Source organism: Croceicoccus gelatinilyticus (assembly GCF_018398395.1).
In the GTDB taxonomy this organism is placed as follows: domain Bacteria; phylum Pseudomonadota; class Alphaproteobacteria; order Sphingomonadales; family Sphingomonadaceae; genus Croceicoccus; species Croceicoccus gelatinilyticus.
Window position 1 is genome coordinate 411,565 of sequence record NZ_JAHCBF010000002.1, and the last position, 20,929, is coordinate 432,493.

General features: G+C 63.2%; 23 protein-coding genes and 1 tRNA gene. 12 read left to right on the forward strand and 12 right to left on the reverse strand.

The genetic code is table 11. The features are described 5' to 3' along the window. Positions 1-175: 175 nt before the first annotated feature. Positions 176-973 carry a BON domain-containing protein gene (locus tag KIH45_RS05790; protein ID WP_225899689.1) on the forward strand — a complete coding sequence of 266 codons (798 nt, stop codon included), beginning with the start codon at positions 176-178 and terminating at the stop codon, positions 971-973. A gap of 51 nt (positions 974-1,024) precedes the next feature. On the opposite strand, the gene KIH45_RS05795 is transcribed toward KIH45_RS05790, so the two are convergent. Then, complete coding sequence (locus KIH45_RS05795) at positions 1,025-1,405, reverse strand: M67 family metallopeptidase (RefSeq protein ID WP_213175052.1); 381 nt, start codon at positions 1,403-1,405, stop codon at positions 1,025-1,027. 17 nt (positions 1,406-1,422) lie between these two features. Between KIH45_RS05795 and KIH45_RS05800 the strand changes: the two genes are divergently transcribed. The 6 genes from KIH45_RS05800 to KIH45_RS05825 all read left to right on the forward strand — a co-directional run bounded on the left by KIH45_RS05800 (position 1,423) and on the right by KIH45_RS05825 (position 7,300). Beyond that, the gene (locus tag KIH45_RS05800) at positions 1,423-2,376 is read left to right on the forward strand and encodes an RluA family pseudouridine synthase (RefSeq protein ID WP_213175053.1); all 954 of its coding nucleotides are present in this window, start codon (positions 1,423-1,425) and stop codon (positions 2,374-2,376) included. A gap of 184 nt (positions 2,377-2,560) precedes the next feature. Then, the gene (gene rpoH / locus KIH45_RS05805) at positions 2,561-3,403 is read left to right on the forward strand and encodes an RNA polymerase sigma factor RpoH (RefSeq protein ID WP_225899736.1); all 843 of its coding nucleotides are present in this window, start codon (positions 2,561-2,563) and stop codon (positions 3,401-3,403) included. Between the two features lie 118 nt (positions 3,404-3,521). Then, complete coding sequence (locus tag KIH45_RS05810; protein ID WP_213175055.1) at positions 3,522-4,772, forward strand: cation:proton antiporter; 1,251 nt, start codon at positions 3,522-3,524, stop codon at positions 4,770-4,772. A 69-nt stretch (positions 4,773-4,841) separates the two neighbouring features. Beyond that, positions 4,842-5,537, forward strand: a complete 696-nt coding sequence (gene mtgA, locus KIH45_RS05815; RefSeq protein ID WP_213175056.1) for a monofunctional biosynthetic peptidoglycan transglycosylase — start codon at positions 4,842-4,844, stop codon at positions 5,535-5,537. Between the two features lie 4 nt (positions 5,538-5,541). Then, positions 5,542-6,468 carry a cation diffusion facilitator family transporter gene (locus tag KIH45_RS05820; RefSeq protein ID WP_213175374.1) on the forward strand — a complete coding sequence of 309 codons (927 nt, stop codon included), beginning with the start codon at positions 5,542-5,544 and terminating at the stop codon, positions 6,466-6,468. Positions 6,469-6,607: 139 nt separating this feature from the next. Beyond that, on the forward strand, positions 6,608-7,300 hold the full coding sequence (locus KIH45_RS05825; protein ID WP_213175057.1) for a polysaccharide deacetylase family protein: 693 nt from the start codon (positions 6,608-6,610) through the stop codon (positions 7,298-7,300). Positions 7,301-7,395: 95 nt separating this feature from the next. Here KIH45_RS05825 and clpX read toward each other — a convergent pair whose 3' ends face one another. Next, entirely contained in the window at positions 7,396-8,652 is a 1,257-nt protein-coding gene (gene clpX, locus KIH45_RS05830) for an ATP-dependent Clp protease ATP-binding subunit ClpX (protein WP_213175058.1), read from the reverse strand. Between the two features lie 203 nt (positions 8,653-8,855). Then, a complete protein-coding gene (clpP, locus tag KIH45_RS05835; RefSeq protein ID WP_213175375.1) occupies positions 8,856-9,527 on the reverse strand; it encodes an ATP-dependent Clp endopeptidase proteolytic subunit ClpP in 672 nt (223 codons plus the stop codon). Between the two features lie 104 nt (positions 9,528-9,631). Between clpP and KIH45_RS05840 the strand changes: the two genes are divergently transcribed. Then, positions 9,632-11,188, forward strand: a complete 1,557-nt coding sequence (locus KIH45_RS05840) for an amidase (RefSeq protein ID WP_213175059.1) — start codon at positions 9,632-9,634, stop codon at positions 11,186-11,188. Positions 11,189-11,239: 51 nt separating this feature from the next. Here the strand turns inward: KIH45_RS05840 and KIH45_RS05845 are convergent, their stop codons facing one another. From KIH45_RS05845 to KIH45_RS05855, 3 genes are all read right to left on the reverse strand, one after another. After that, complete coding sequence (locus KIH45_RS05845) at positions 11,240-12,133, reverse strand: peptidase associated/transthyretin-like domain-containing protein (RefSeq protein ID WP_213175060.1); 894 nt, start codon at positions 12,131-12,133, stop codon at positions 11,240-11,242. 258 nt (positions 12,134-12,391) lie between these two features. Beyond that, positions 12,392-13,978: a trigger factor gene (gene tig / locus KIH45_RS05850; RefSeq protein WP_213175061.1), complete on the reverse strand. Its 1,587-nt coding sequence runs from the start codon at positions 13,976-13,978 to the stop codon at positions 12,392-12,394. 85 nt (positions 13,979-14,063) lie between these two features. Then, positions 14,064-14,148, reverse strand: a tRNA-Leu gene (locus tag KIH45_RS05855). Between the two features lie 24 nt (positions 14,149-14,172). Between KIH45_RS05855 and KIH45_RS05860 the strand changes: the two genes are divergently transcribed. Next, entirely contained in the window at positions 14,173-14,457 is a 285-nt protein-coding gene (locus tag KIH45_RS05860) for a hypothetical protein (protein WP_213175062.1), read from the forward strand. Positions 14,458-14,460: 3 nt separating this feature from the next. On the opposite strand, the gene sppA is transcribed toward KIH45_RS05860, so the two are convergent. Next, a complete protein-coding gene (gene sppA / locus KIH45_RS05865) occupies positions 14,461-16,341 on the reverse strand; it encodes a signal peptide peptidase SppA (protein ID WP_213175063.1) in 1,881 nt (626 codons plus the stop codon). A gap of 137 nt (positions 16,342-16,478) precedes the next feature. Here sppA and KIH45_RS05870 point away from each other — a divergent pair, with 137 nt between their 5' ends. Further along, positions 16,479-17,510 (forward strand): aspartate carbamoyltransferase catalytic subunit, encoded by a 1,032-nt coding sequence (locus KIH45_RS05870; RefSeq protein WP_213175064.1) that lies wholly within the window; start codon positions 16,479-16,481, stop codon positions 17,508-17,510. Continuing rightward, entirely contained in the window at positions 17,507-18,742 is a 1,236-nt protein-coding gene (locus KIH45_RS05875) for a dihydroorotase (protein WP_213175065.1), read from the forward strand. Before KIH45_RS05870 ends, KIH45_RS05875 begins: the two co-directional genes overlap by 4 nt. On the opposite strand, the gene KIH45_RS05880 is transcribed toward KIH45_RS05875, so the two are convergent. Next, on the reverse strand, positions 18,739-18,936 hold the full coding sequence (locus KIH45_RS05880) for a hypothetical protein (protein WP_213175066.1): 198 nt from the start codon (positions 18,934-18,936) through the stop codon (positions 18,739-18,741). The two genes, KIH45_RS05875 and KIH45_RS05880, sit on opposite strands and share 4 nt — an antisense overlap. 19 nt (positions 18,937-18,955) lie before the next feature. Continuing rightward, complete coding sequence (locus KIH45_RS05885; protein ID WP_213175067.1) at positions 18,956-19,312, reverse strand: hypothetical protein; 357 nt, start codon at positions 19,310-19,312, stop codon at positions 18,956-18,958. 182 nt (positions 19,313-19,494) lie between these two features. On the opposite strand from KIH45_RS05885, the gene KIH45_RS05890 reads away from it, so the two are divergent. Continuing rightward, positions 19,495-19,896, forward strand: a complete 402-nt coding sequence (locus tag KIH45_RS05890) for a DUF3597 domain-containing protein (RefSeq protein ID WP_213175068.1) — start codon at positions 19,495-19,497, stop codon at positions 19,894-19,896. An 81-nt stretch (positions 19,897-19,977) separates the two neighbouring features. Here the strand turns inward: KIH45_RS05890 and rplT are convergent, their stop codons facing one another. From rplT to KIH45_RS05905, 3 genes are all read right to left on the reverse strand, one after another. Continuing rightward, positions 19,978-20,337 carry a 50S ribosomal protein L20 gene (rplT, locus tag KIH45_RS05895; RefSeq protein WP_213175069.1) on the reverse strand — a complete coding sequence of 120 codons (360 nt, stop codon included), beginning with the start codon at positions 20,335-20,337 and terminating at the stop codon, positions 19,978-19,980. A 13-nt stretch (positions 20,338-20,350) separates the two neighbouring features. Continuing rightward, the gene (gene rpmI / locus KIH45_RS05900) at positions 20,351-20,554 is read right to left on the reverse strand and encodes a 50S ribosomal protein L35 (protein WP_066766972.1); all 204 of its coding nucleotides are present in this window, start codon (positions 20,552-20,554) and stop codon (positions 20,351-20,353) included. 141 nt (positions 20,555-20,695) lie between these two features. After that, positions 20,696-20,899, reverse strand: a complete 204-nt coding sequence (locus tag KIH45_RS05905; RefSeq protein WP_213175070.1) for a hypothetical protein — start codon at positions 20,897-20,899, stop codon at positions 20,696-20,698. Between the last annotated feature and the right edge of the window lie 30 nt (positions 20,900-20,929).

Here is a 20,929-nt window from a genome sequence, read left to right on the forward strand (position 1 = left end):
AGTTGCGCCTGTAAAATGACGCGACGAACCGACGCAGCGACGCGCTCGGCAGTGGACCGGAATGCCTGCCCATCCGTTGATTGGATGTAACCGCCCCGCAGAGGGCAACTGGCCCGGCAAACGCTGTCTGCCGAGCCCGATGAATTTCGAAAGGCAGCTTTCGAGGAGAACCACCATGGCAGAACGTTATGAACGTCGCCCCCAGTACCACGAATATGAAACCCGTCAGGCCCAGCAGTTCGACGAACGCCCGATGAGCCAGGCAGGCGAAATCGCCACTTACGATCGCGATGACTATCGCGGGCAGTATGGCGATTCCGACTACCGCAGTGATAGCCGTCGCGCCGAAATGCGCCGCCAGCGAACCCGTGACGATTACCGCACGGATGCCGGCGATTTCGACACCCAGACCGTCGGCTACACCGGCGACAGGTATCGCAACCGCGGTTCCGAATATGGACGCTTCACCAGCGAAAGTTATGGCGGACGTGACTATGCCTATTCGACCGATCCATATTATTCCATGGGTTCCACCATGGGCTATCCGGGCGCAGCAGCAGGATCGGGTTATGGACGTGACTACCGCGAACATGGCTACGGCAACGATCGCGGTTTCTTCGAGAAGGCCGGTGACGAGATCGCAAGCTGGTTCGGCGATGACGATGCCGCCCGCCGCCGCGAGATGGACCACAGGGGCGTTGGCCCGCAGGGTTACACCCGTTCGGACGAGCGCATTCTGGAAGATGTCTGCGACCACCTGACGCAGGACCGCTACATCGACGCGAGCGACATCACCGTAACGGTCAAGGACCGTGAAGTTACGCTTGACGGTACCGTCGACAGCAAGGGTGCAAAGCGCCGTGCCGAAGACCGTGCCGACTATGTGACCGGCGTCGGCCATGTGCAGAACAACCTGCGCGTATCGAGCCGTGCGACATACGAAACGAACGAACGACAGGAAATGAACTCGTAAGAAGCGAGGCATTACCGAGACGAGAAGAGGTCCCGTTCGGGGCCTCTTTTCTTATGGGCAAAGCGCCTCGAATCCGTCCCCATTGTCGCGCCACCACCCGATGCGCCCGCCTGCCGCGATGGCCCAGATCCGCCCGTCGCCAACCGCCATCGCGCGGTCGGTTGCGGACGGTTCGGCATGGCCGGTGGGGTGCGAATGGTAATAGCCCAGGACTTGCGGCCCGCCTGTTCGCGCCGCCTTGTGCGCGGCAATCAGCGAGACGGGGTCGATCTCGAAATGGCGTGCAGGTTCGGGATGCACATTGGCGCAAGCGACCGCACGCTCGATCCGGTCACCCGTGCCGAGCAGGATGCCGCAGCACTCGTGCGGGTGCGCAGCGGCCGCTTCGGCCAGAATAAGGTCAATCACTTCGCTTGCGACTTCGACATCCATCACCCATCTAGCTAGCCATGGGGGACGGCAATGTCATTCGCGGCGTTATCGAGGACGGTGGCCAACGGCTGGACAAGGCGCTTGCCGACCTCACCGACCTCTCGCGCGAACGCATCAAGGCGCTAATCGGCGAAGGCCGTGTAACCATCGGCAAGACGCTGGCGAAAAGCACTTCGATGAAGCCTGTTGCCGGAACCTCCTTCAAGATCGACGTGCCCGAGGCCGCCCCTGCCGAGGCGGCGGCGCAGGATATCCCGCTGAACGTCGTTTACGAGGACGATGACCTGATCGTGGTCGACAAGCCCGCAGGCATGGTCGTCCACCCCGCAGCCGGCAATCCCGACGGCACGCTGGTGAATGCCCTGCTTCACCACTGTGCAGGGCAGCTTTCGGGCATCGGCGGTGTAGCGCGCCCCGGTATTGTGCACCGCATCGACAAGGATACCTCGGGCCTTCTCGTCGTGGCGAAGAGCGACGTTGCGCACGAGGGGCTGGCGAAACAGTTCGCCGAACACTCGCTAGAGCGCGCCTACAAGGCGGTGGTGAAAGGCCATCCGACCCCGCCTTCGGGCACGATCGCGGGGATGATCGGGCGCAGCGACCGCGACCGCAAGAAGATGGCGGTGCTGGACGACAATTCGAATCGCGGAAAACACGCGGTCACGCATTTTTCGACGCTTGCGCGGCTCGATGGATCAGCGCTGGTCGAATGCAGGCTGGAAACAGGCAGAACCCACCAGATCCGCGTTCACATGGCGTCAATCGGCCATGCGCTAATAGGGGACCCTGTCTATGGACGACCCGATTCGCGCCTTCGCCCGCTTCTCCAGCGGCTTTCCTTTTCCCGACAGGCGCTTCACGCGGCCATTCTCGGCTTCATTCATCCCGTCTCTGGCGATCGACTGCATTTTTCCAGCGATATCCCGCCAGACATGCGGGAACTGATCGACGCTCTCGGTTTTAGAGATTGAGAGAATGATCGACACTTCGAACGCAAACGGGTCTATAAAGAAAGAACGTGACCTGCACGTGCGGATGCCCAGCAGGGGTCGGCAAAACGTAGGTCGACGGTAGAAAGGTTCGGTAAGAGAAGTGAGCACGACAACCAAGACCACCATCCCGGCACTCGGCGGAGAGCAGAGCCTCAACCGCTACCTGTCCGAGATCAAGAAATTCCCGGTACTTAAGCCCGAGCAGGAATACATGCTCGCCAAGCGCTATCAGGAACACGAGGATCCCGAGGCCGCGGCCCAGCTCGTGACGAGCCACCTGCGCCTCGTCGCGAAGATCGCCATGGGCTATCGCGGCTACGGCCTTCCCGTGTCCGACCTCATCTCCGAAGGCAATGTCGGCCTGATGCAGGGCGTGAAGAAGTTCGAGCCCGATCGCGGCTTCCGCCTCGCGACTTACGCGATGTGGTGGATCAAGGCCTCGATCCAGGAATACATCCTGCGGACGTGGAGCCTCGTGAAGATGGGCACCACTGCTGCCCAGAAGAAGCTGTTCTTCAACCTGCGCCGCATGAAGAAGAACCTCGAGGCTTTCGAGGATACCGACCTGCACCCCGAAGACGTCGCCAAGATCGCGACCGACCTCGGCGTGCCCGAGCAGGAGGTGGTCAACATGAACCGCCGCATGCTCATGGGCGGCGATGCCTCTTTGAACGTTTCGATGCGCACGGACGAAGAAGGTTCGGGGCAGTGGCAGGACTGGCTGACCGACGATCGTCCGTTGCAGGACGAAACCGTCGCCGACGCCGAGGAAAAGCAGGTCCGCCACGACATGCTGGTCGAAGCGATGGACGTTCTGAACGACCGCGAGAAGCACATCCTGGCCGAGCGCCGGTTGAGCGAAAATCCGCAGACGCTGGAAGAGCTTTCGCAGGTTTACGACGTCAGCCGCGAACGTATCCGCCAGATCGAGGTTCGCGCCTTCGAAAAGGTCCAGAAGGCGATGCAGCGCATCGTCGGCGAAAGGCTGATGCCGGCGACCGCGTAATCGCGCTGGTCAATCGAGACACCGAAAGGCGGTGGCGGAATAATCCGCTGCCGCCTTTTTCGTTGCTCGCAAGTGACCCTGCCGGGAACCGCCAACCCCTGCCGAGGGTAGGGTTTTCATGGACGACGCCTTCTTCAGCATTGCCCCCTATCACGTGCTGCTGGTCGGCTGCGGGCTCGTCATCATCCTCGCGTTCTGGCTTCCGCGCTTCATACGAAACCGCGAACCGTCGGTGTCCGGTCTGCTCATCCTTGGCGGATTGGCGGTGTTTGGCATCCTGCCCGGCGTACCCGAAGTCTTCTCCCCGATGGAGCGAACCGGCTTTTGGGAGTTCGCGTCCGAATTCGCGGTCATCGCCGCGCTGTTCGGAACCGGCATGCGCCTTGACCGGATCGTCGGCAAAGGACTCTGGACGCCAACTATCAGGCTGCTCGTCATTGCCATGCCGCTGTGCATCGCGGCCGTATTCGTCCTTGGCTATGCGTTGGGCCTCACCACTGCGGGCGCCGTTCTTCTCGCCGCGGTCCTCGCCCCGACGGACCCGGTGCTTGCCGCCGACGTGCAGGTCGGCCCGCCGGGCGAAGGGGGCGAACATCCCATCCGCTATGCTCTGACGACAGAGGCGGGCCTGAACGACGGGCTTGCGTTTCCGTTCGTCTATCTTGCGCTGTTCGTCGGCACGCTTGGCTTCGACCCGGCTGGCTGGGGCCTGAAATGGTTCGGGCTATACTTCGTCTACAAGATCGCCGTCGGCGTGATCGCAGGCATCGCGGCGGGCTGGGTATTGGGCAAGGTCATCTTCTGCCTGCCCAAGAAGAACCCCCTTTCCGAATCCGGAACCGGCGTGATCGCGTTGGCCGGACTACTCTTCACGTACGGCATGACGGAACTTGTCGAAGGCTATGGGTTCATCGCGGCTTTCATCATGGGCCTGACCCTGCGCAGGGTCGAAGCGCAGAACGAATACCACGCCCGCCTTCACGCATTTTCCGAAGCGCTGGAACATGCCGTGACGGCAATCCTGCTGGTGCTGTTCGGCGGCGCGCTGCCGGTGCTTTTGCCATACTTGTCCTGGCAGCACGCATTGACCGGCATCGCCCTGATTTTCTTGATCCGGCCCGCATTCGGAATGCTTTCCCTGATCGGCACGGACATGCCGCTGAAACACCGCGGCGTCGTCGCTTTCTATGGCGTTCGCGGTATCGGCTCGATCTACTACCTCGCCTATGCTGCCGGTACCTTGCAGTTCGTGAACGAGGGGGACCTGTGGGCCGCGATCGCCTTTACGATCCTGCTGTCGACGCTGGTCCATGGATTCAGCGCAGGCACCGTCGTTCACGCGGCCACGCGCGACGAACGGCCAGCCTGAGCGTGAGGCGGGACATTCGGCCTTTCAGCCCGCTAGGCACTGGCACTGCGATTGGTTACTAAGCCGCCCATGGCAAAGGCAAAGGCGCGCGGGTTCGGTGCGCGCATTTTCATCTTCCTGTTCAAACTCACCCTCGCGCTGGTCCTTTTCAGCGTGCTGTGGGTCCTGCTCTATCGCATCGTGCCCGTTCCGGTGACGGCGACGATGCTGTTGGACGACAAGGGCATCACCAAGGACTGGGAACCGCTGTCCGACATCGACCGCAACATGGTCCGCGCCGTCATTGCGGCAGAAGACGGGAAGTTCTGCGAACACGCCGGCTTCGACCGCGAAGCGATCGAGAAAGCCATGCAGCAAAACGCGCAAGGTGGACGCATTCGCGGTGGATCGACGATAAGCCAGCAGACCGCGAAGAACGCCTTCCTGTGGCAAGGTGGCGGCTATTTCCGCAAAGGGCTGGAGGCGTGGTTCACGTTCCTGATCGAGAACCTTTGGGGCAAGCGGCGGATCATGGAAGTCTATCTGAACGTGGCAGAGACCGGCATCGGCACTTACGGGGTCGAGGCAGGGTCGATGCGGTATTTCAACCACTCCGCCGACCGGTTGAATACGACAGAGGCCGCCCGCATGGCCGCCGCGCTGCCGCTGCCCAAGAAGCGGTCGGTCAAGAACCCGTCGGGCTGGCTTGCCCGCCACGGCAATACGATTCGTGCGCGGATCGGTGTCGTGGCGCGTGACGGACTCGATTCCTGCGTCTACGAGTAACGACATGGGCGCAGGGCATCATCACGGGCATTCGCACGGGCATGGACACGATCACGGGCCGGCCGATTATGGCAAGGCTTTCGCGATCGGCGTCGCGCTCAACACCGGCTTCGTCGTCATCGAGGCGCTGGCAGGCTTTCTCTACGGCTCGATGGCGCTGGTCGCCGATGCCGGGCACAACCTGTCGGATGTTCTCTCGCTACTGATTGCCTGGGGCGCGAGCGCGCTGGCCAAGCGGCCGCCTTCGGCGCGGTTCACATATGGCCTGAAATCCAGCTCCATCCTCGCCGCGATGGCCAATGCCGCGCTGCTGCTGGTCGCGCTGGGCGCGATCACGGTGGAAACGCTGCGCCGCCTGTTCGATCCCGCGCCGGTAGAGCCGGGCCCGATCATGATCGTCGCGGCCATCGGCATCGTCATCAACACGGTGACCGCACTGATGTTCATGCGCGGGCGCAAAGGCGATCTCAACATTCGCGGCGCCTATCTGCACATGGTGGCCGACGCGGCCGTTTCTGCAGGCGTCGTCGTGGCAGGTCTGTTGATCTGGCTCACCGGCATGGCGTGGATCGATCCGGTCACCTCGCTCGTCATCGTCGCGATCATCGCGGTGGGCACGTGGGGACTTTTGAAGGACAGCGTGAAGATGGGTCTCCACGCCGTTCCCGACGGCATCGACGAAGGCACCGTGCGCGATGAACTGGCGGGTATGCCCGGCGTCACCAGCGTCCACGATCTCCAAATCTGGCCGATGAGCACGACCGAGACCGCTCTGACCGCGCATCTCGTCATGCCGGCGGGCCATCCGGGCGATGCCTTCCTGCACGAAGTGGCAGAGCGGCTGCACCACCGTTTCGGGATCGAGCATGCGACAATCCAGCTAGAAACCGACCCGGAGGCCTGCGCGCTGCACCACGATCACGTCGTGTAGCGCTTAACGGTCATGACAAATCCTGCCATCATCTTGCGGCAGGTTTGGCTCTGACGTAAGTTCCGCCCCGTTCCGGCAGGCTTTTCCCGGAACAAGGGGGGATATGAAAAGCAACCGGATAAAAGACATCGCGTTGCGCGTGGGAGTGGTCATAGGCATCATCGCGTGCCTGCTGACGATCTTCGTCAATCTCGCATCGCTACGCTGTTTCAACGCCATTTTCGATTCCGTCTGCCGCGTGTCGACCACGCGCAGCGTCGTCGCGCTCACGTTCTCCGACGGACCTGACAACGGGACGGTGAACGCCGTGCTGCCCGTTCTGGCCAGCCGCGATGCCAAGGCAACGTTCTTCCTGTCGGGCCAGAAGATCGAAAACGCGATGCCCGCGACGAAGCAGATCGTTGCCGCGGGGCACGAACTGGGCAACCTCGCCTATTCGAACCAGGTGATGGAAGACCGCCCGCAAGAGTTTCACAAGGCGGAAATCGAACAGACCGACAAGCTGCTGCGCGACGCGGGGGCGGAAAACCCGAACCTGTTCCGCCCGCCGTTCGGCATCCGGTCAGTGGGCCTGCTTTGGGAACTGCACTCGGCCGATTACAAGCTGGTGATGTGGGACGTTTCCGATAACGGCAAGCGAGAGGCCCCGCCTGAAGCGCTGGCCAACGCAATCGTGGCGCAATCGGCACCGGGTTCGATCATCATGCTCCACGCGCTGGACGCAGGCGACGACAATACACGCGCAGCCCTTCCGCTGATCCTTGATGGTCTTGCCGAAAAGGGCCTGAAGGTCGTGACGGTCAGCGAACTGCTGGAAGCCAAGGGCAAGTAGGCCCTTCCCGACCGGCCCCATACCGACAGGCTTAAACGCAAACGGCGCGCCCCGATGGGACGCGCCGTTCGTGTTTCAAATGGTAGCGCCAGCGCTTAGGCGGCAGCTTCCTTGCCCTTGTGGACCTGAACAGGCTCCTTGCGGCCCTCGACCACTTCCTTGTCGACGACGACTTCCGAAACGCCTTCCAGCGTCGGCAGATCGAACATCGTGTCGAGCAGGATAGCCTCGACGATGGAACGCAGGCCGCGTGCACCCGTTTTGCGCTTGATCGCCTTCTGGGCGACCGCTTCAAGCGCATCGTCGGTGAATGTCAGGACCACGTCCTCAAGCTCGAACAGCTTCTGGTATTGCTTGACCAGCGCGTTCTTCGGCTCGCTCAGGATCTTGACCAGCGCCGCGACGTCGAGGTCTTCGAGCGTTGCGATAACCGGCAGACGACCGACGAATTCGGGGATCAGGCCGAACTTCAGCAGATCTTCCGGCTCTGCCTTTGACAGCAGTTCGCCGATCTGGCGCTTTTCGGGATCGGCGACATGCGCACCGAAACCGATCGAACGCTTCTGCAGACGATCCGAGATCAGCTTTTCCAGCCCCGCGAATGCGCCGCCACAGATGAACAGGATGTTCGTCGTGTCGACCTGCAGGAATTCCTGCTGCGGATGCTTGCGGCCACCCTGCGGCGGAACCGAGGCGGTGGTGCCTTCCATAAGCTTCAACAGGGCCTGCTGCACGCCCTCGCCCGACACGTCGCGCGTGATCGAGGGGTTTTCGGCCTTGCGCGTGATCTTGTCGATCTCGTCGATGTAGACGATGCCGTGCTGCGCCTTTTCGACGTTGTAGTCGGATGCCTGCAGCAGCTTCAGGATGATGTTCTCGACGTCCTCACCCACGTAACCGGCTTCGGTCAAGGTGGTGGCGTCGGCCATCGTGAAGGGCACGTCGAAAGTGCGCGCCAGCGTCTGGGCCAGCAGCGTCTTGCCCGAACCGGTCGGGCCGACGAGCAGGATATTCGACTTCGCCAGTTCGACGTCGTTCGACTTACCCGCATGCTTCAACCGCTTGTAGTGGTTGTGCACTGCGACCGACAGGACGCGTTTCGCACGGTCCTGACCGATGACGTAGTCGTTCAAGGTCGCGAAGATTTCCGACGGAGGCGGCACGCCGCCATCCTTCTTGCCGGCGATTCCGGCCTTCGTTTCCTCGCGAATGATGTCGTTGCAAAGCTCGACGCATTCATCGCAGATGAAAACGGTCGGCCCGGCGATCAGCTTGCGCACCTCGTGCTGCGACTTGCCGCAGAAGCTGCAATAGAGAGTGCTCTTGCTGTCAGTTCCACTGACTTTGGTCATATTCCATCCTGAAGCGCCCGGACTCGGGCGACTTTATCGAATTTACGCGCGCAGGGTCGAGAATCAACCATTACGCAAAAGTGCTCCGACACACGGTGCATAACTGCAACGCCCTGTCGAAGCGGTTAATCATGTGAGGCAGCGCCCCTGCCCCCATTCGGGACAGATGGCGCCGCACTGCTGTGCCGGGAGATTAAGGCTGCTCAGCCTTCGCCGCTTTCGGCGTCGGTCCGGCTCACGAAGACCTTGTCGACCAGGCCGAATTCCTTGGCCTCGTCCGCTTCGAGGAACGTGTCGCGGTCCATGGCCTTCTCGATCGTTTCAAGGTCCTTGCCGGTATACTTGACGTAAAGGTCGTTCATCCGGCGACGGATACGCAGGATTTCGCGGGCCTGGATCTCGATGTCCGATGCCATGCCGCGCGCACCGCCCGAAGGCTGGTGGATCATGATGCGTGCATTGGGAAGCGCGATGCGCATGCCCGGCTCGCCCGCGGCGAGAAGGAAGCTGCCCATCGACGCAGCCTGACCGATGCAGACCGTCGAGACGCGCGGCTTGATGTACTGCATGGTGTCATGGATCGCCATGCCCGCCGTGACGACGCCGCCCGGCGAGTTGATGTACATCGAGATGTCCTTGGTGCTGTCCTCGGATTCGAGAAACAGCAGCTGCGCGACGATGAGCGAGGCCATGTTGTCCTCGACCTGGCCGGTCACGAACACGATGCGTTCGCGCAGCAGGCGCGAGAAGATGTCGAAGCTGCGTTCGCCGCGGCTCGTCTGCTCGACGACGACGGGCACGAGGGCACCGGTTGCGGGATCGATTTCGAATTTACCCTGGGCGGATTCGGAGCGGGTGCCAAACAGGTCGAGCATGGAGGTCCTCATGATGTTGCCAGCCCTATGTCGCCACTCCCCTCGGCATGTTCAAGGGCATTAATCCTTGTCGGGATAAGTCGTATCAGGGCAGAACGTTAACGATGAAAATATCCCCCTCGCGTACCGCGCTCCCGCTTGCGCTCGCCCTCCTCGCCGTAACCCCCGCCGCCGCGCAGGAACAGGCGACGCGGGTCGTCGACCTTACGCCGTCGCTGCGCGAAACCGCGGCAAAGCTGCAGGTGCAGCGGATTGAGGCCTTCGATGATCGGGGCCCACGCATCGGGGCAGTGATGATCCACGCCGACGACCTGCAGGCACAAGTGGCCAATGCTGCGCGCAGCGGTCTGCCACTGGCCGGATATACGGTCATGGTGAAGGACAACATCGAGACCCGCGAATGGGCGACCACGGCGGGAAGCCTTGCGCTGGTCGACAACATGACCGCCCGCGATGCCCCCATCGTCGCCCGCCTGCGCGCGGCAGGGGCAGTGATCGCAGGGAAAACCAACCTGTCCGAATGGGCGAATTTCCGTTCCTCGGATTCGACCAGCGGGTGGAGCGCGGTTGGCGGACAGACACGCAACCCGCATGCGCCGTTCCGCAACGCTTGCGGATCGTCGTCGGGCAGTGCGGCGGCGGTGGCGGCCCTAATGACCTCTTTCGCGCTCGGTACCGAGACTGACGGGTCGATCACGTGCCCTGCCAGCGTCAATGGCGTTGTCGGGTTCAAGCCCACGCTCGGTCTTGTCAGCCGGACGCACATCGTGCCGCTGTCCCATTCGCAGGATACGGCAGGACCGATCACGCAGACGGTCAAGGACGCCGCCCGCGTGCTGACCGCGATTGCAGGCAGCGACCCGCTCGATCCCGCGACGGCCGCCGCCGATACGTACAAGGTCGACTATGCCAAGGGCCTCGATGCCGCCGCATTGGAGGGGCTGCGCATCGGCGTCATGCGCAAGCAGGTGGGGGAGCGCGAGGACGTGGCCCAACTGTTCGAAGCTGCGCTGGCCGACATGGAGAAGGCCGGAGCCGTGCTGGTCGAAGTCGACTACGAACCGCAGGACGAGATGTACGAGGACGAGTTTACCGTCCTGCTCTACGAATTCCGCGAGGACTTGGGCGCATACTTGCGCGCCTCACCCGCCGACATTCCGGTGCGCAGTCTTGCCGACGTGATCCGCTTCAACAAGGCGCACGCGGACACCGAACTGCGCTGGTTCGGGCAAGACCTGATGGAACAGGCGCAAGGGACGGTGGACCAGCAGGCTTATGAGGAAGCGCGCGCCGATTCGCTGCGCATGGCCAAGGACGAAGGGGTCGACCGGCTTCTGGCCGAATACGAGGTCGACATTCTCGTCGCGCCGACGATGGGCCCGGCGTGGTCGACCGACCTCATCTACGGAGACAATTTCGAAGGCGATATCGGCATCGGCTCGATCGCCGCGATCGGCGGAACGCCGCACCTCACGGTACCGATGGGCACAGTCGAGAAGCTCCCCGTCGGCCTGTCGTTCATGGGGCCGAAGTGGGCTGACCTCGACGTGCTGAAGGCAGGTGCGGCTTATGAAAAGGTGCGCAGTGCAGAACTCGCCACGGTGCGTTTCGCGTCCGATCCGCGATTTCTGGAAAAAGTGATGCGCCCGGCGGGGGACTAGGCCGCCGGGCGCATGCGCAAGGGTCGGTGATCCTTGGGGTGCCCCCAAGGCTCAGGTCGCGACTCCGACCGTTGCGACAGCTGTAAATCCTTCGCTGACCGAGCCCGTGGCCGTCAGCGTCATCGCTTCCTGCTGGGCGGTGGTATTGTCTCCGAATACGTTGTCGCCGGAGATCGATTCGCCTGAATAATTGCTCTTCGACGAGGAATAGGCCGAGGTCGCGTAGACCTCCTGGTTCTGCTCGTCGGGCATGGCGAACTGGCTGATCAGAACCGCGTAGCGGCCGCTGGTCGCGTTATCGAGGCTGGAATAGATCTCGAAGTGAATATGCGGGAAGCGGCCGTTGTAGCACCCCGGCCAGATCGTCGTGGACGTGCACTCGCCGTTCTCATCGGTGACCTGAACGCCGCGCAGATAGCTCTCGTTCGGCAGGTCGTAGAGCGAATAGTGCCCGTCGACGTCGCAGTGCCAGACATAGACCGCGTAACCGGCCAGCGCCGCGCAGCTATCGTTAACGTCGGCGAGCCGGATGGTCAGCGTGGTCTCGATGCCCTCTGCCGTCGTGGTCGAAGTGCCGAGGAAGCTGGAACGGATGTCCGAACGCTCGACCCCGCTTTCGACCAGCACGTTGGAACTGAGCCCCCGCGAGGTATTGGTACCATCGGCAGGATAGGGCCCGTTGGTTTCCGAGGCGTAGGAGACGCAGGCCGAAGACGTGCTGCCAGTGGACGTCGGCGTCGGAGTGGGCGTCGGCGTCGAGGTCGAGACCGTCGTGGTCGTCGAAGCGCTGCTGTCCGAACCGCCGCAACCGGCGAGGAGTGCGGTCGCACCTGCACTGCCGAACAGGCCGAGGGCCCGGCGGCGGCCTACCGCGATACGCTCCATCCGGGCGAGGTCGCGGGCAAGTTGTTGTCCGTCGTGTTCGTGGGTATCGGCAAGTGCCATGTGGGGGTCGCAGTCCTTTGAATTCGTGGAGTTCGGTTCGTCTGTGAACGACGGAAAACCACGACTGTGCGTGCCGCGCAATGGGCCGGCGGGCGCTTGAGACACACTGCGACAAAGCTCTACATCGCGGTTACGCCGGTGCGTTTTCTGATACTCCGGCAGGGCATTTGCGCGGGTCCGGACTGCACAAAAAGATAGGGCCGGGGAAAGCATGTGCTCTCCCCGGCCCTGTCGGCCTGTCGCGAATCGCGAGCCCGATCAGTCGGCCTTGGCGGCCTTCTTGGCGGGAGCCTTCTTCGCAGCGGCCTTCTTTGCCGGTGCCTTCTTGGCAGGTGCCTTCTTGGCGGGGGCCTTTTCGCCCTCGTCCTTGGCAGCAGCCTTCTTGGCCGGAGCCTTCTTCGCCGGGGCCTTCTTCGCAGCGGGCTTTTCCTCGGCTGCGTCGTCGGTCTTCTTGGCGGCTGCCTTCTTCTTGGCAGCAGGCTTCTTCTTGGCGGGCTTGGCTTCGGCCTCGGCGCCTTCTTCGGCTTCGATCGCGGCCTGCAGCTCGTCCTTGGTCACTTCACGCTCGGTGACGTCGGCCTTGTCGAACAGGAAGTCGACGACCTTGTCCTCGTAAAGCGGGGCGCGCAGCTGGGCAGCGGCCATCGGCTCGTTGCGGACGTATTCCATGAACCGCTCACGGTCTTCCGGACGATACTGCTGCGCAGCCTGCATCATCAGCATCTGCATTTCCTGCTGGGAAACTTCGACGCCGTTCTTCTGGCCGATTTCCGAAAGCAGCAGGCCAAGGCGCACGCGGCGCTCTGCAATACGCTTGTAGTCGTCCTTCTCCGCCTCGATTTCCTTCATCGCGGCTTCGGGGTCTTCCTCGCGGGCAGCTTCCTGCTCCAGCTGGGCCCAGATCTGCTGGAATTCGGCGTCCACCATGCTCGGCGGGACGGCGAAGTCGTGACCGGCGGCCAGGACGTCGAGCAGCGAGCGCTTCATCTGGGTGCGGGTAAGACCGGCGGTCTCCTGCTCCAGCTGGCCCTTCAGAAGCTCCTTGAGCTTGTCGAGGCTGTCGAGACCGAGGTTGGTGGCGAATTCCTCGTCGATCTTGGTCTCGGTCGCGACCTTCACTTCCTTGACGGTGATGTCGAAGGTGGCTTCCTTGCCCTTCAGGTTTTCGGCCGGATAGTCTTCGGGGAAGGTTACGGTGATGGTCTTTTCATCACCGGTCTTGGCACCGACGAGCTGTTCCTCGAAGCCCGGGATGAAACGGCCCGAACCAATTTCCAGCGCCGCGTCTTCGGCCTTGCCGCCGTCGAATTCTACGCCGTCGAGCTTGCCGACGAAATCGATGATCAGCTGGTCGCCTTCGGCGGCCTTCTTGGTCTTGGCAGCCTTCTTGAAGGACTTCTGCTGACCGGCAAGCTGTTCGAGCGCCTCGTCGACCTGTGCGTCGGTGACGGGAACGACCAGCTTTTCAAGCTTCAGACCGTCAAGCTCGGGCGCCTCGATTTCGGGCAGCACTTCGAGTTCGACAGTGACTTCGGCGTCCTTGCCCTGCTCGTAGCTTTCGCCGAGCGTGACCGACGGCTGCATCGCGGGGCGCAGCTTGTTCTCGGTCATGACCTTGTCGACGCTTTCGCGGACGGCCTTCTGGAGAGCGTCGGCGTGGATCGCCTCGCCGTGCATCTTCTTCACGAGGTTCGCGGGAACCTTGCCCGGACGGAAGCCCGGCATGCGGACCTGCGGTGCGATACGCTTGATTTCGTCAGCGACGCGCGAATCGATCTCGGAAGCGGGAATGGTTACGGCGTAGGCACGGGCCAGGCCGTCGTTCTTGGTTTCGGAAATCTGCATTGGTATCCCTTCTAGGGGTATCTCTCTGGTCTGGCGGTAGTCGGATCTGCCGCGTGGCTGGCCCGGGTCTACCGCCGTTTCGGTCTGGTGCGGGCGAAGGGACTCGAACCCCCACATCTTGCGATACCAGAACCTAAATCTGGCGCGTCTACCAGTTCCGCCACGCCCGCGGCGACCTTCACCTGCCATACGGCATGAAAAATCGGCTCGCGCGCCTCTATCGAAGCCCTGCCAAAAGCGCAAGCGCCACGGGATACTGCGGCCCCGATGTGCGTTTTATCGATATGGCCAGCAATCCAGACCCCAAGCCCGACACGATCGAACCCGCCGCGCCGCCAGAGACGCCGCCGGTGATCACCCCTGACGAACAGCCGCAGATCGACCCGACGCCGGGCCCCGGCGAAGTGACCGAACCTGCGCCCGACATCGCCGATCCCGGCGGCAATCCGATGGAAACGCCGCCTCCATCCGAGTTCTGACGGTTAGTTCGTGAAGAGCATTTCCGCCGCGCGCAGCCAGCGCGGCGTGTCCGCCTGCACCGACAACAACCGCGCCGGAACCGGACAGGTCGTGCAGCGTGCCTGGATCGTCGGGCGTGCCATCATGCTCTCTAGGTCTTCGACAACCGAGGAAAGCCGCGCATTGCGATGCGCGACCAGCAGTTCGGGAAGGCCGACCCGTACGGTTTCCTCTTTGGGCGCGGTCAGGTCCTGCATGAACAGCGTGAAGGGATCGGGCTTGTCCTTCAGATAGCGCGCGTGCCAGTCGCCATCGTCCAGCCCCGCTTCCTTCGCCGCATAGGCCAGCGCATCGTCCAGCCCGCCGAGCCGGTCGACCAGCCCGACCTGCCGCGCAGCCCCGCCCGTCCACGTCCGCCCTTCGGCCAGCGTCAGCGCCTTGGCACGGTCGATCTTGCGCGATTCCTGCACCAGTTCGAGGAACGTGTCGTAGGAATGCGTGACTTGCGCCTGCAGCACCGCGTCCATCTGTTCAGAGAAACCACCTAAGACATCGGGCTGGCCCGATAGCGGGGTCGTGCCCAGCGAATCGGTGCGGACCGAGAAACGGCCCAGCGTGTTCTCGAACGACGGGATCGTCGCGAAGACGCCGATGGAGCCGGTGATAGTCGAAGGTTCGGCAAAGATCGCATCGCCGGGCGTCGCCACCCAGTAACCGCCGCTCGCCGCGATGTTGGCCATCGAAACGACGACCGGAATGCCTGCCTGCTTGTGACGCAGGATCGACTGGCGGATCACTTCGGACGCCGTAACCGAACCGCCGGGCGAATCGACGCGCACGACAAGCGCGGCCAGATCGTCGTCCAGCGCATCGTCAAGGATCTGCGCGATCCGGTCGCCCCCGGCCGTACCCGGGCCGGCATCGCCATCGATGATATTACCTGCCACGGTTACGACACCGATCGACTTGCCCGGCTTTTTCGCGGGGCTGGCGCGTAGCCACGTTTCATAGCTGGTATGCGCGAAAGCCGCCGGATCTCCGGGCATCTCTTCGTCCTCGCCCACGATCGAGGCGACGTGCGCGCCGAAGTCCTTGCGGCTGCCCAGCTTGTCGACCAGCCCGCTCTTCAGCGCGGCTTGTGCCGGATCGCCGCCCGCATCGGCAATCGCGCCGGCAGGGTCTGAAATCAGCTTGTCGAGCTTTGCCTTGGGCCGCACGCGGGCGACTTCGCCGCGCCACTGGTCCCACAGGGAATCGAGCGCGCCGCCGATGTCGCTGCGCGCGTCGTCGGAGAAGGAACTGCGCGAATACGTTTCGACCGCGCTCTTGTACCGGCCTGCACGGTAGATGTGGACGTTGACGCCGTACTTGTCGGCAGCCTCGCCCCAGAACAGGTAAGTCCCGCCCGGCCCTGCCAGAAGCGCGCCGCCCATCGGGTCCATCCAGACATCGCTGGCGTGCGCTGCAAGCTGCGCGCTGTCGGCGGAATAGGCGATCGCGTGGACCAGAACCGGCTTATCGGCGGCGCGGACCTTGTCCATGGCGCGGCCGATGTCGGAGATGGTCACTTGGCCTGCACCAAGGAAGTAATCGAGATCGAGCGCCACGGCCTTGATCTTGTCGTCGCTGGCCGCCCCCTCGATCGCGCGGATGACGTCGGCGGCGCGGTGTTCGCGGGTCGCCGCCTGCATCGGCACGATGAACGCCAGCGGGTCGATCGCCTGCGGTTCTTCCACCACAACGCCGTCCAGCGTCACCAGCAGCGCGCCTTCGGTGACCGAAGCGGGCGTCGGGCGATAGCTGAGCGCGGCGTAAAGCAGGCCGAAGAACATGAGCAGCATGAGAAGGACGAGCCCGTCCTTCACGGCGACGAGGAATTTCCAGACCTTGCGGGCGAACGACATCGGGTATCCTGAAACTTGCGGTATCGGCGGCCAAGCTAGTGACCCGCCCGCCAAAGGGCAAAGGACAAAAACCGTGAGACTTTGGCCCGCGCACGCTTGCCCTATCGCGCGAAGGTGAATAGGGCACGGTCCCTAAGATGAGCGACACGCCCCCTTCTTCCTCCACCCGCTACCCCGCCGGTGGCCTGGCGTTTCCCCACAAGGACCTTACCGGCATTTCCGATCTGCCCCCGTGGCAGATCCTCTACCTGCTGGACGAAGCGGAACAGTGGGTCGCCCTGAATCGCCAGCCGACCAAGCACGTCGATGCGCTGGCGGGCCTTACGATCATCAACGCCTTCTTCGAAAACTCGACCCGCACGCTGCTGTCGTTCGAGATCGCGGGCAAGCGACTGGGCGCAGACGTCGTCAACATGCACGCCGCGCAGTCGAGCGTGAAGAAGGGCGAAACCCTCATCGACACGGCCACCACGCTGAACGCGATGCGCGCCGATGCCATCGTGATCCGGCACGCCAGTTCGGGCGCTGTGCGGCTGATCGCGGACAAGGTCGACTGTCCGGTCCTGAACGCAGGCGACGGACGCCACGAACACCCGACGCAGGCGCTGCTCGACGCGCTGACCATGCGGCAGTGGATGCGTTCGCGCGGGAGCGAGGAGTTCACCGGGCTCAAGGTCGCGATCTGCGGCGACATCCTGCACAGCCGCGTCGCACGTTCCAACGTGCTGTTGCTGACGGCGCTGGGCGCGGACGTTCGCGTCTGCGCGCCGCCTGCGCTGATGCCCGTCGCCATCGAACAGATGCGCGTGTCGGCCTTCACCAATTTCGACGAGGCGATCGACGGCGTCGACGTCGTCATGATGCTGCGGCTTCAGAACGAGCGGATGAGCGGACCTTTCATCCCCTCGGCCCGCGAATACCGCCATCTTTATGGCCTTACCCAGACGCGCCTGAAGCGTGCAGCGCCCCACGCGCTCGTCATGCATCCCGGCCCGATGAACCGCGGGGTGGAAATCGATAGCGACGTGGCCGACCATGTAGAACGCAGCGCCATCACCACTCAGGTGGAAATGGGCGTCGCGATCCGCATGGCCTGCCTCGACGTGCTGACCCGCCGCGCGCGCGGTGTCGACGGATGGGAGCCCCTGAACGGGGAGATGACGTCATGAGGCCGATAGCTCCCCTGACGATTACCGGCGGCAAGCTGCTGACCGGATCGGGCGAACCGGCTGCGGGCGCGATCCGCTGCGAAGGCGACCTGATCACCGCCGTCGGTGACGTTGCGGCGCAGGACGGCGACCGCAAGGTCGATGCCAAGGGCAAGATCGTTATGCCCGGCATCATCGACCTCGGCGTGTTCGAGATCGACAAGCCCGCCTTTCACTTCGGCGGTGTGACTCGCGCCGCGCTCATGCCCGACCAGCCGCCGCCGCTCGATTATCCCGCGCGCGTCCGTTTTGCGGCAAGCTACGGCAAGCCCGATTTCTGGGTCCACCCCATCGCGGCGGCAACGCGCGGGCTCGAAGGCAGCGAACTGCCCGAACTGGGCCTGATGAAAGACGCAGGCGCCAAGGCCGTGTCGTCGGGCCGCAAGTGGATCGCCGATTCGGGCGTCATGCTGCGCGTCCTGCAATATGCCGCGATGCTGGGACTGCCTTTCATCTCGCACGCCGAGGACGCGGGGATCGCGGGCGGCGCGGTCGCCACCGATGGCGAGACCGCGACCCGGCTCGGCCTTGCCAGCGCACCAGCTCAGGCAGAGGCACTGGCGGTCATGCGCGATGTGACGCTGGCCGAAATGGCAGGCGCGCACCTGCATATCCGGCAGGTTACGACTGCCGCTGCGCTCGACATCGTGCGCAAGGCAAAGGATCGCGGCGTGCGCGTGACTTGCGGGGTTACGCCCGCGCACTTCATGCTGTCCGACATCGCGGTGAACGGATTTCTGACTTTCGCCCGTCTCTCCCCGCCGCTGCGCGCGGAAAGCGACCGTCAGGCCGTTCTGGCCGCTCTTTCAGACGGCACGATCGACGTCGTCGCCAGCGGGCATGACCCGCGCGGGGCAGAGGACAAGCGCCTGCCGTTTGCCGATGCAGCCCCTGGCATGGCCGGGGCCGAAACGCTGCTGCCGCTGACGCTGCAACTGGTTCGCGACGGGGTGATCGACATGACGCGCATGACGCAGCTGCTCTGCGTCAATCCGGCGAAGATTTTGGGCGTTCCGGCAGGGCGTCTGGAAGCGGGGCTGGAGGCCGATATCGCGATCGTCGATCCCGACCGTCCGTGGATCGTCGATTCGGACCGGATGGAAGCGCAGGCAGGCAACACGCCTTTCGACAAGCAGCCCGTGCAGGGCCGCGCACTGGGCCTCTACAAGGGCGGGATGGACGTAAAAGTCTAGTCCCGCGCCTCTTCGGCCAGCGTCGTTTCCGACGGGCCGGGGATCGTCCATATCCCGACATTGAGCGCCATGACCACGGCGAGCACGAGCATCAGCCCGGCACGCTTCCGGTCGCCCTTTTTCCACGCGAGCCACGCGCCCACGCACATTGCGAACGCGCCAAGGACGAGGAGGGAGAGGGCAATGTCGCTCATGTCGTGACTGGCGCTGCGCTTACTTCTTGCCGAAGAAGCCGGATGCCATGCCCGCGATATCGTCAAGCGGATTGCCGTCGCCGTCACGGTCCAGCATCTTCAGCACACTGGCAGCCTGCGGGCTATCGAGCATGCGGGCAAATTCGCCCAGCGAACCTTCGCCGCCGATCTGCTGCACGATCTGAGCGAGGATTCCGGTATCGAGACCCGTCTTCTGCGAAGCCAGTTCGACCGTATTGCCCGGCTGCGCGTGGGCCTGCCCCAGGGCCGCGATCGCAACTTCGGCCATTTTCGGATCGATACCCAGCTTTTCAGCCATGTTGGCAACGTCGGCATGTTCGCCAAGCTGACCCAGAATCCCGTCAAATGCGCCCATCGAATTTGCTCCCCGGCAATGAATTGGTCGCCGCCTCTATCACGCAGAGGTGAGCACAGGGCAAGGGGCGGCTCGCGATCGTCACGCTCTATCGCAAAGCCGGGAACAAGGGGCGCGAATTGCCGCTGTTCCTGTAACGACACGCCCGCCGCAGCGGGCCGAGAGAGACAGGAGCCAGTTCCATGAGTATTTTCGGTAAGATCAAGGATGCCATCTTCGGCAAGAAGAAAGCCGAGCCGGACAAGCAGGTCAGCCCCGACGGCAATATCCGTCCGACGCCTCCGGGCGGCATGCCCTCGCCCACGGCGACGACCAGCAATGCGGGCGTGATGTCCGATGTCGATGTCGAGAAGCAGCTTGCCGCGATGGACGGGGCCGACCGGCTCAATTGGCGGACCTCGATTGTCGACCTGATGAAGCTGGTCGGCATCGATCCCAGCTACGAGAACCGCAAGGAACTGGCCCACGAACTGGGCGATACCGACTATTCGGGCAAGGCGGAAGAAAACATCGCCCTGCACAAGGCGGTGATGAATGGTCTTGCGAAAAATGGCGGCAAGGTGCCCGCGTCGATGATGGACTGATCGTTCAGCCCACAAACGAAAAGCCCGCCGGCTCCGTCATGGAACCGGCGGGCTTTTTCGTACCCGAAGGTGGCCTTCGGCTTAGGCCGGAAGAGCCTTCTTCGCCTGGGCGATGATCGCACCGAATGCGGCGCTTTCGTTCATCGCGAGGTCGGCCATGACCTTGCGGTCCAGCTCGATGCCGGCGAGCTTCGCGCCGTGCATGAACTGCGAATAGGTCAGACCTTCGGCGCGGACAGCGGCGTTGATGCGCTGGATCCACAGGGCGCGGAAGTTCCGCTTCTTAACCTTGCGGTCGCGGTACGCGTACTGGCCGGCCTTTTCGACGGCCTGGCGAGCAACGCGGATCGTGTTCTTGCGGCGGCCGCGGTAACCCTTGGCCTGATCCAGAAGACGCTTGTGCTTGGTGCGGGTGGTAACACCCCTCTTGATGCGTGCCATGTGTCGCTACTCCTCAGTTCAGCCCGTAGGGCGCCCACTTCTTGATCGTCTTCGCGTCTGCGTCGCTGATCACGGTGGTGCCGCGGTTCTGGCGGATGTACTTGCCGTTGTGGCTGATGAGGCGGTGGCGCTTGCCGGCGACGCCGTGCTTGACCTTGCCGTTTGCGGTGATCTTGAAGCGCTTCTTCACACCGCTCTTCGTCTTGAGCTTGGGCATTTTCATCTCCTTGTCAGAAGACACGTCCGAACCAGCCCTGGCAGCCCTATTAGCCAGGCCGGCGGTGAATTACGTGTCGTTGAAGAGCGCGCGCCTACAGAAGGTGGCGCGGTTTGGCAAGCGCTGTGTGGAAAGCGCGCCTCAATCCATCGAATGGAGTATGAACCACGCAAGCCCCGTACCGCCGATGAACAGCATCCACGAGAAAGGGAAGGCAACCGAATAGACGGTAAGACGATGCACATAGAGTGCACCGCCGGTCGTGCCGCCGTTCATCAGCACCATCGACACGATCCACGAAAAGAGCGCGCCGGGCACGAGAGATTTATAGAACGATATCATCATGCGACTTCGACCCTGTTCCCTCCTTGCAGG

Bases quoted from the DNA above. Each gene is read 5' to 3' on its own strand.
- KIH45_RS05790 (WP_225899689.1), top strand. From the start codon at position 176: ATGGCAGAACGTTATGAACGTCGCCCCCAGTACCACGAATATGAAACC.
- KIH45_RS05795 (WP_213175052.1), bottom strand. From the start codon at position 1,405: ATGGATGTCGAAGTCGCAAGCGAAGTGATTGACCTTATTCTGGCCGAA.
- KIH45_RS05800 (WP_213175053.1), top strand. From the start codon at position 1,423: ATGGGGGACGGCAATGTCATTCGCGGCGTTATCGAGGACGGTGGCCAA.
- KIH45_RS05810 (WP_213175055.1), top strand. From the start codon at position 3,522: ATGGACGACGCCTTCTTCAGCATTGCCCCCTATCACGTGCTGCTGGTC.
- mtgA (WP_213175056.1), top strand. From the start codon at position 4,842: ATGGCAAAGGCAAAGGCGCGCGGGTTCGGTGCGCGCATTTTCATCTTC.
- KIH45_RS05820 (WP_213175374.1), top strand. From the start codon at position 5,542: ATGGGCGCAGGGCATCATCACGGGCATTCGCACGGGCATGGACACGAT.
- clpX (WP_213175058.1), bottom strand. From the start codon at position 8,652: ATGACCAAAGTCAGTGGAACTGACAGCAAGAGCACTCTCTATTGCAGC.
- clpP (WP_213175375.1), bottom strand. From the start codon at position 9,527: ATGCTCGACCTGTTTGGCACCCGCTCCGAATCCGCCCAGGGTAAATTC.
- KIH45_RS05840 (WP_213175059.1), top strand. From the start codon at position 9,632: ATGAAAATATCCCCCTCGCGTACCGCGCTCCCGCTTGCGCTCGCCCTC.
- KIH45_RS05845 (WP_213175060.1), bottom strand. From the start codon at position 12,133: ATGGCACTTGCCGATACCCACGAACACGACGGACAACAACTTGCCCGC.
- tig (WP_213175061.1), bottom strand. From the start codon at position 13,978: ATGCAGATTTCCGAAACCAAGAACGACGGCCTGGCCCGTGCCTACGCC.
- KIH45_RS05860 (WP_213175062.1), top strand. From the start codon at position 14,173: ATGAAAAATCGGCTCGCGCGCCTCTATCGAAGCCCTGCCAAAAGCGCA.
- sppA (WP_213175063.1), bottom strand. From the start codon at position 16,341: ATGTCGTTCGCCCGCAAGGTCTGGAAATTCCTCGTCGCCGTGAAGGAC.
- KIH45_RS05870 (WP_213175064.1), top strand. From the start codon at position 16,479: ATGAGCGACACGCCCCCTTCTTCCTCCACCCGCTACCCCGCCGGTGGC.
- KIH45_RS05875 (WP_213175065.1), top strand. From the start codon at position 17,507: ATGAGGCCGATAGCTCCCCTGACGATTACCGGCGGCAAGCTGCTGACC.
- KIH45_RS05880 (WP_213175066.1), bottom strand. From the start codon at position 18,936: ATGAGCGACATTGCCCTCTCCCTCCTCGTCCTTGGCGCGTTCGCAATG.
- KIH45_RS05885 (WP_213175067.1), bottom strand. From the start codon at position 19,312: ATGGGCGCATTTGACGGGATTCTGGGTCAGCTTGGCGAACATGCCGAC.
- KIH45_RS05890 (WP_213175068.1), top strand. From the start codon at position 19,495: ATGAGTATTTTCGGTAAGATCAAGGATGCCATCTTCGGCAAGAAGAAA.
- rplT (WP_213175069.1), bottom strand. From the start codon at position 20,337: ATGGCACGCATCAAGAGGGGTGTTACCACCCGCACCAAGCACAAGCGT.
- rpmI (WP_066766972.1), bottom strand. From the start codon at position 20,554: ATGCCCAAGCTCAAGACGAAGAGCGGTGTGAAGAAGCGCTTCAAGATC.
- KIH45_RS05905 (WP_213175070.1), bottom strand. From the start codon at position 20,899: ATGATGATATCGTTCTATAAATCTCTCGTGCCCGGCGCGCTCTTTTCG.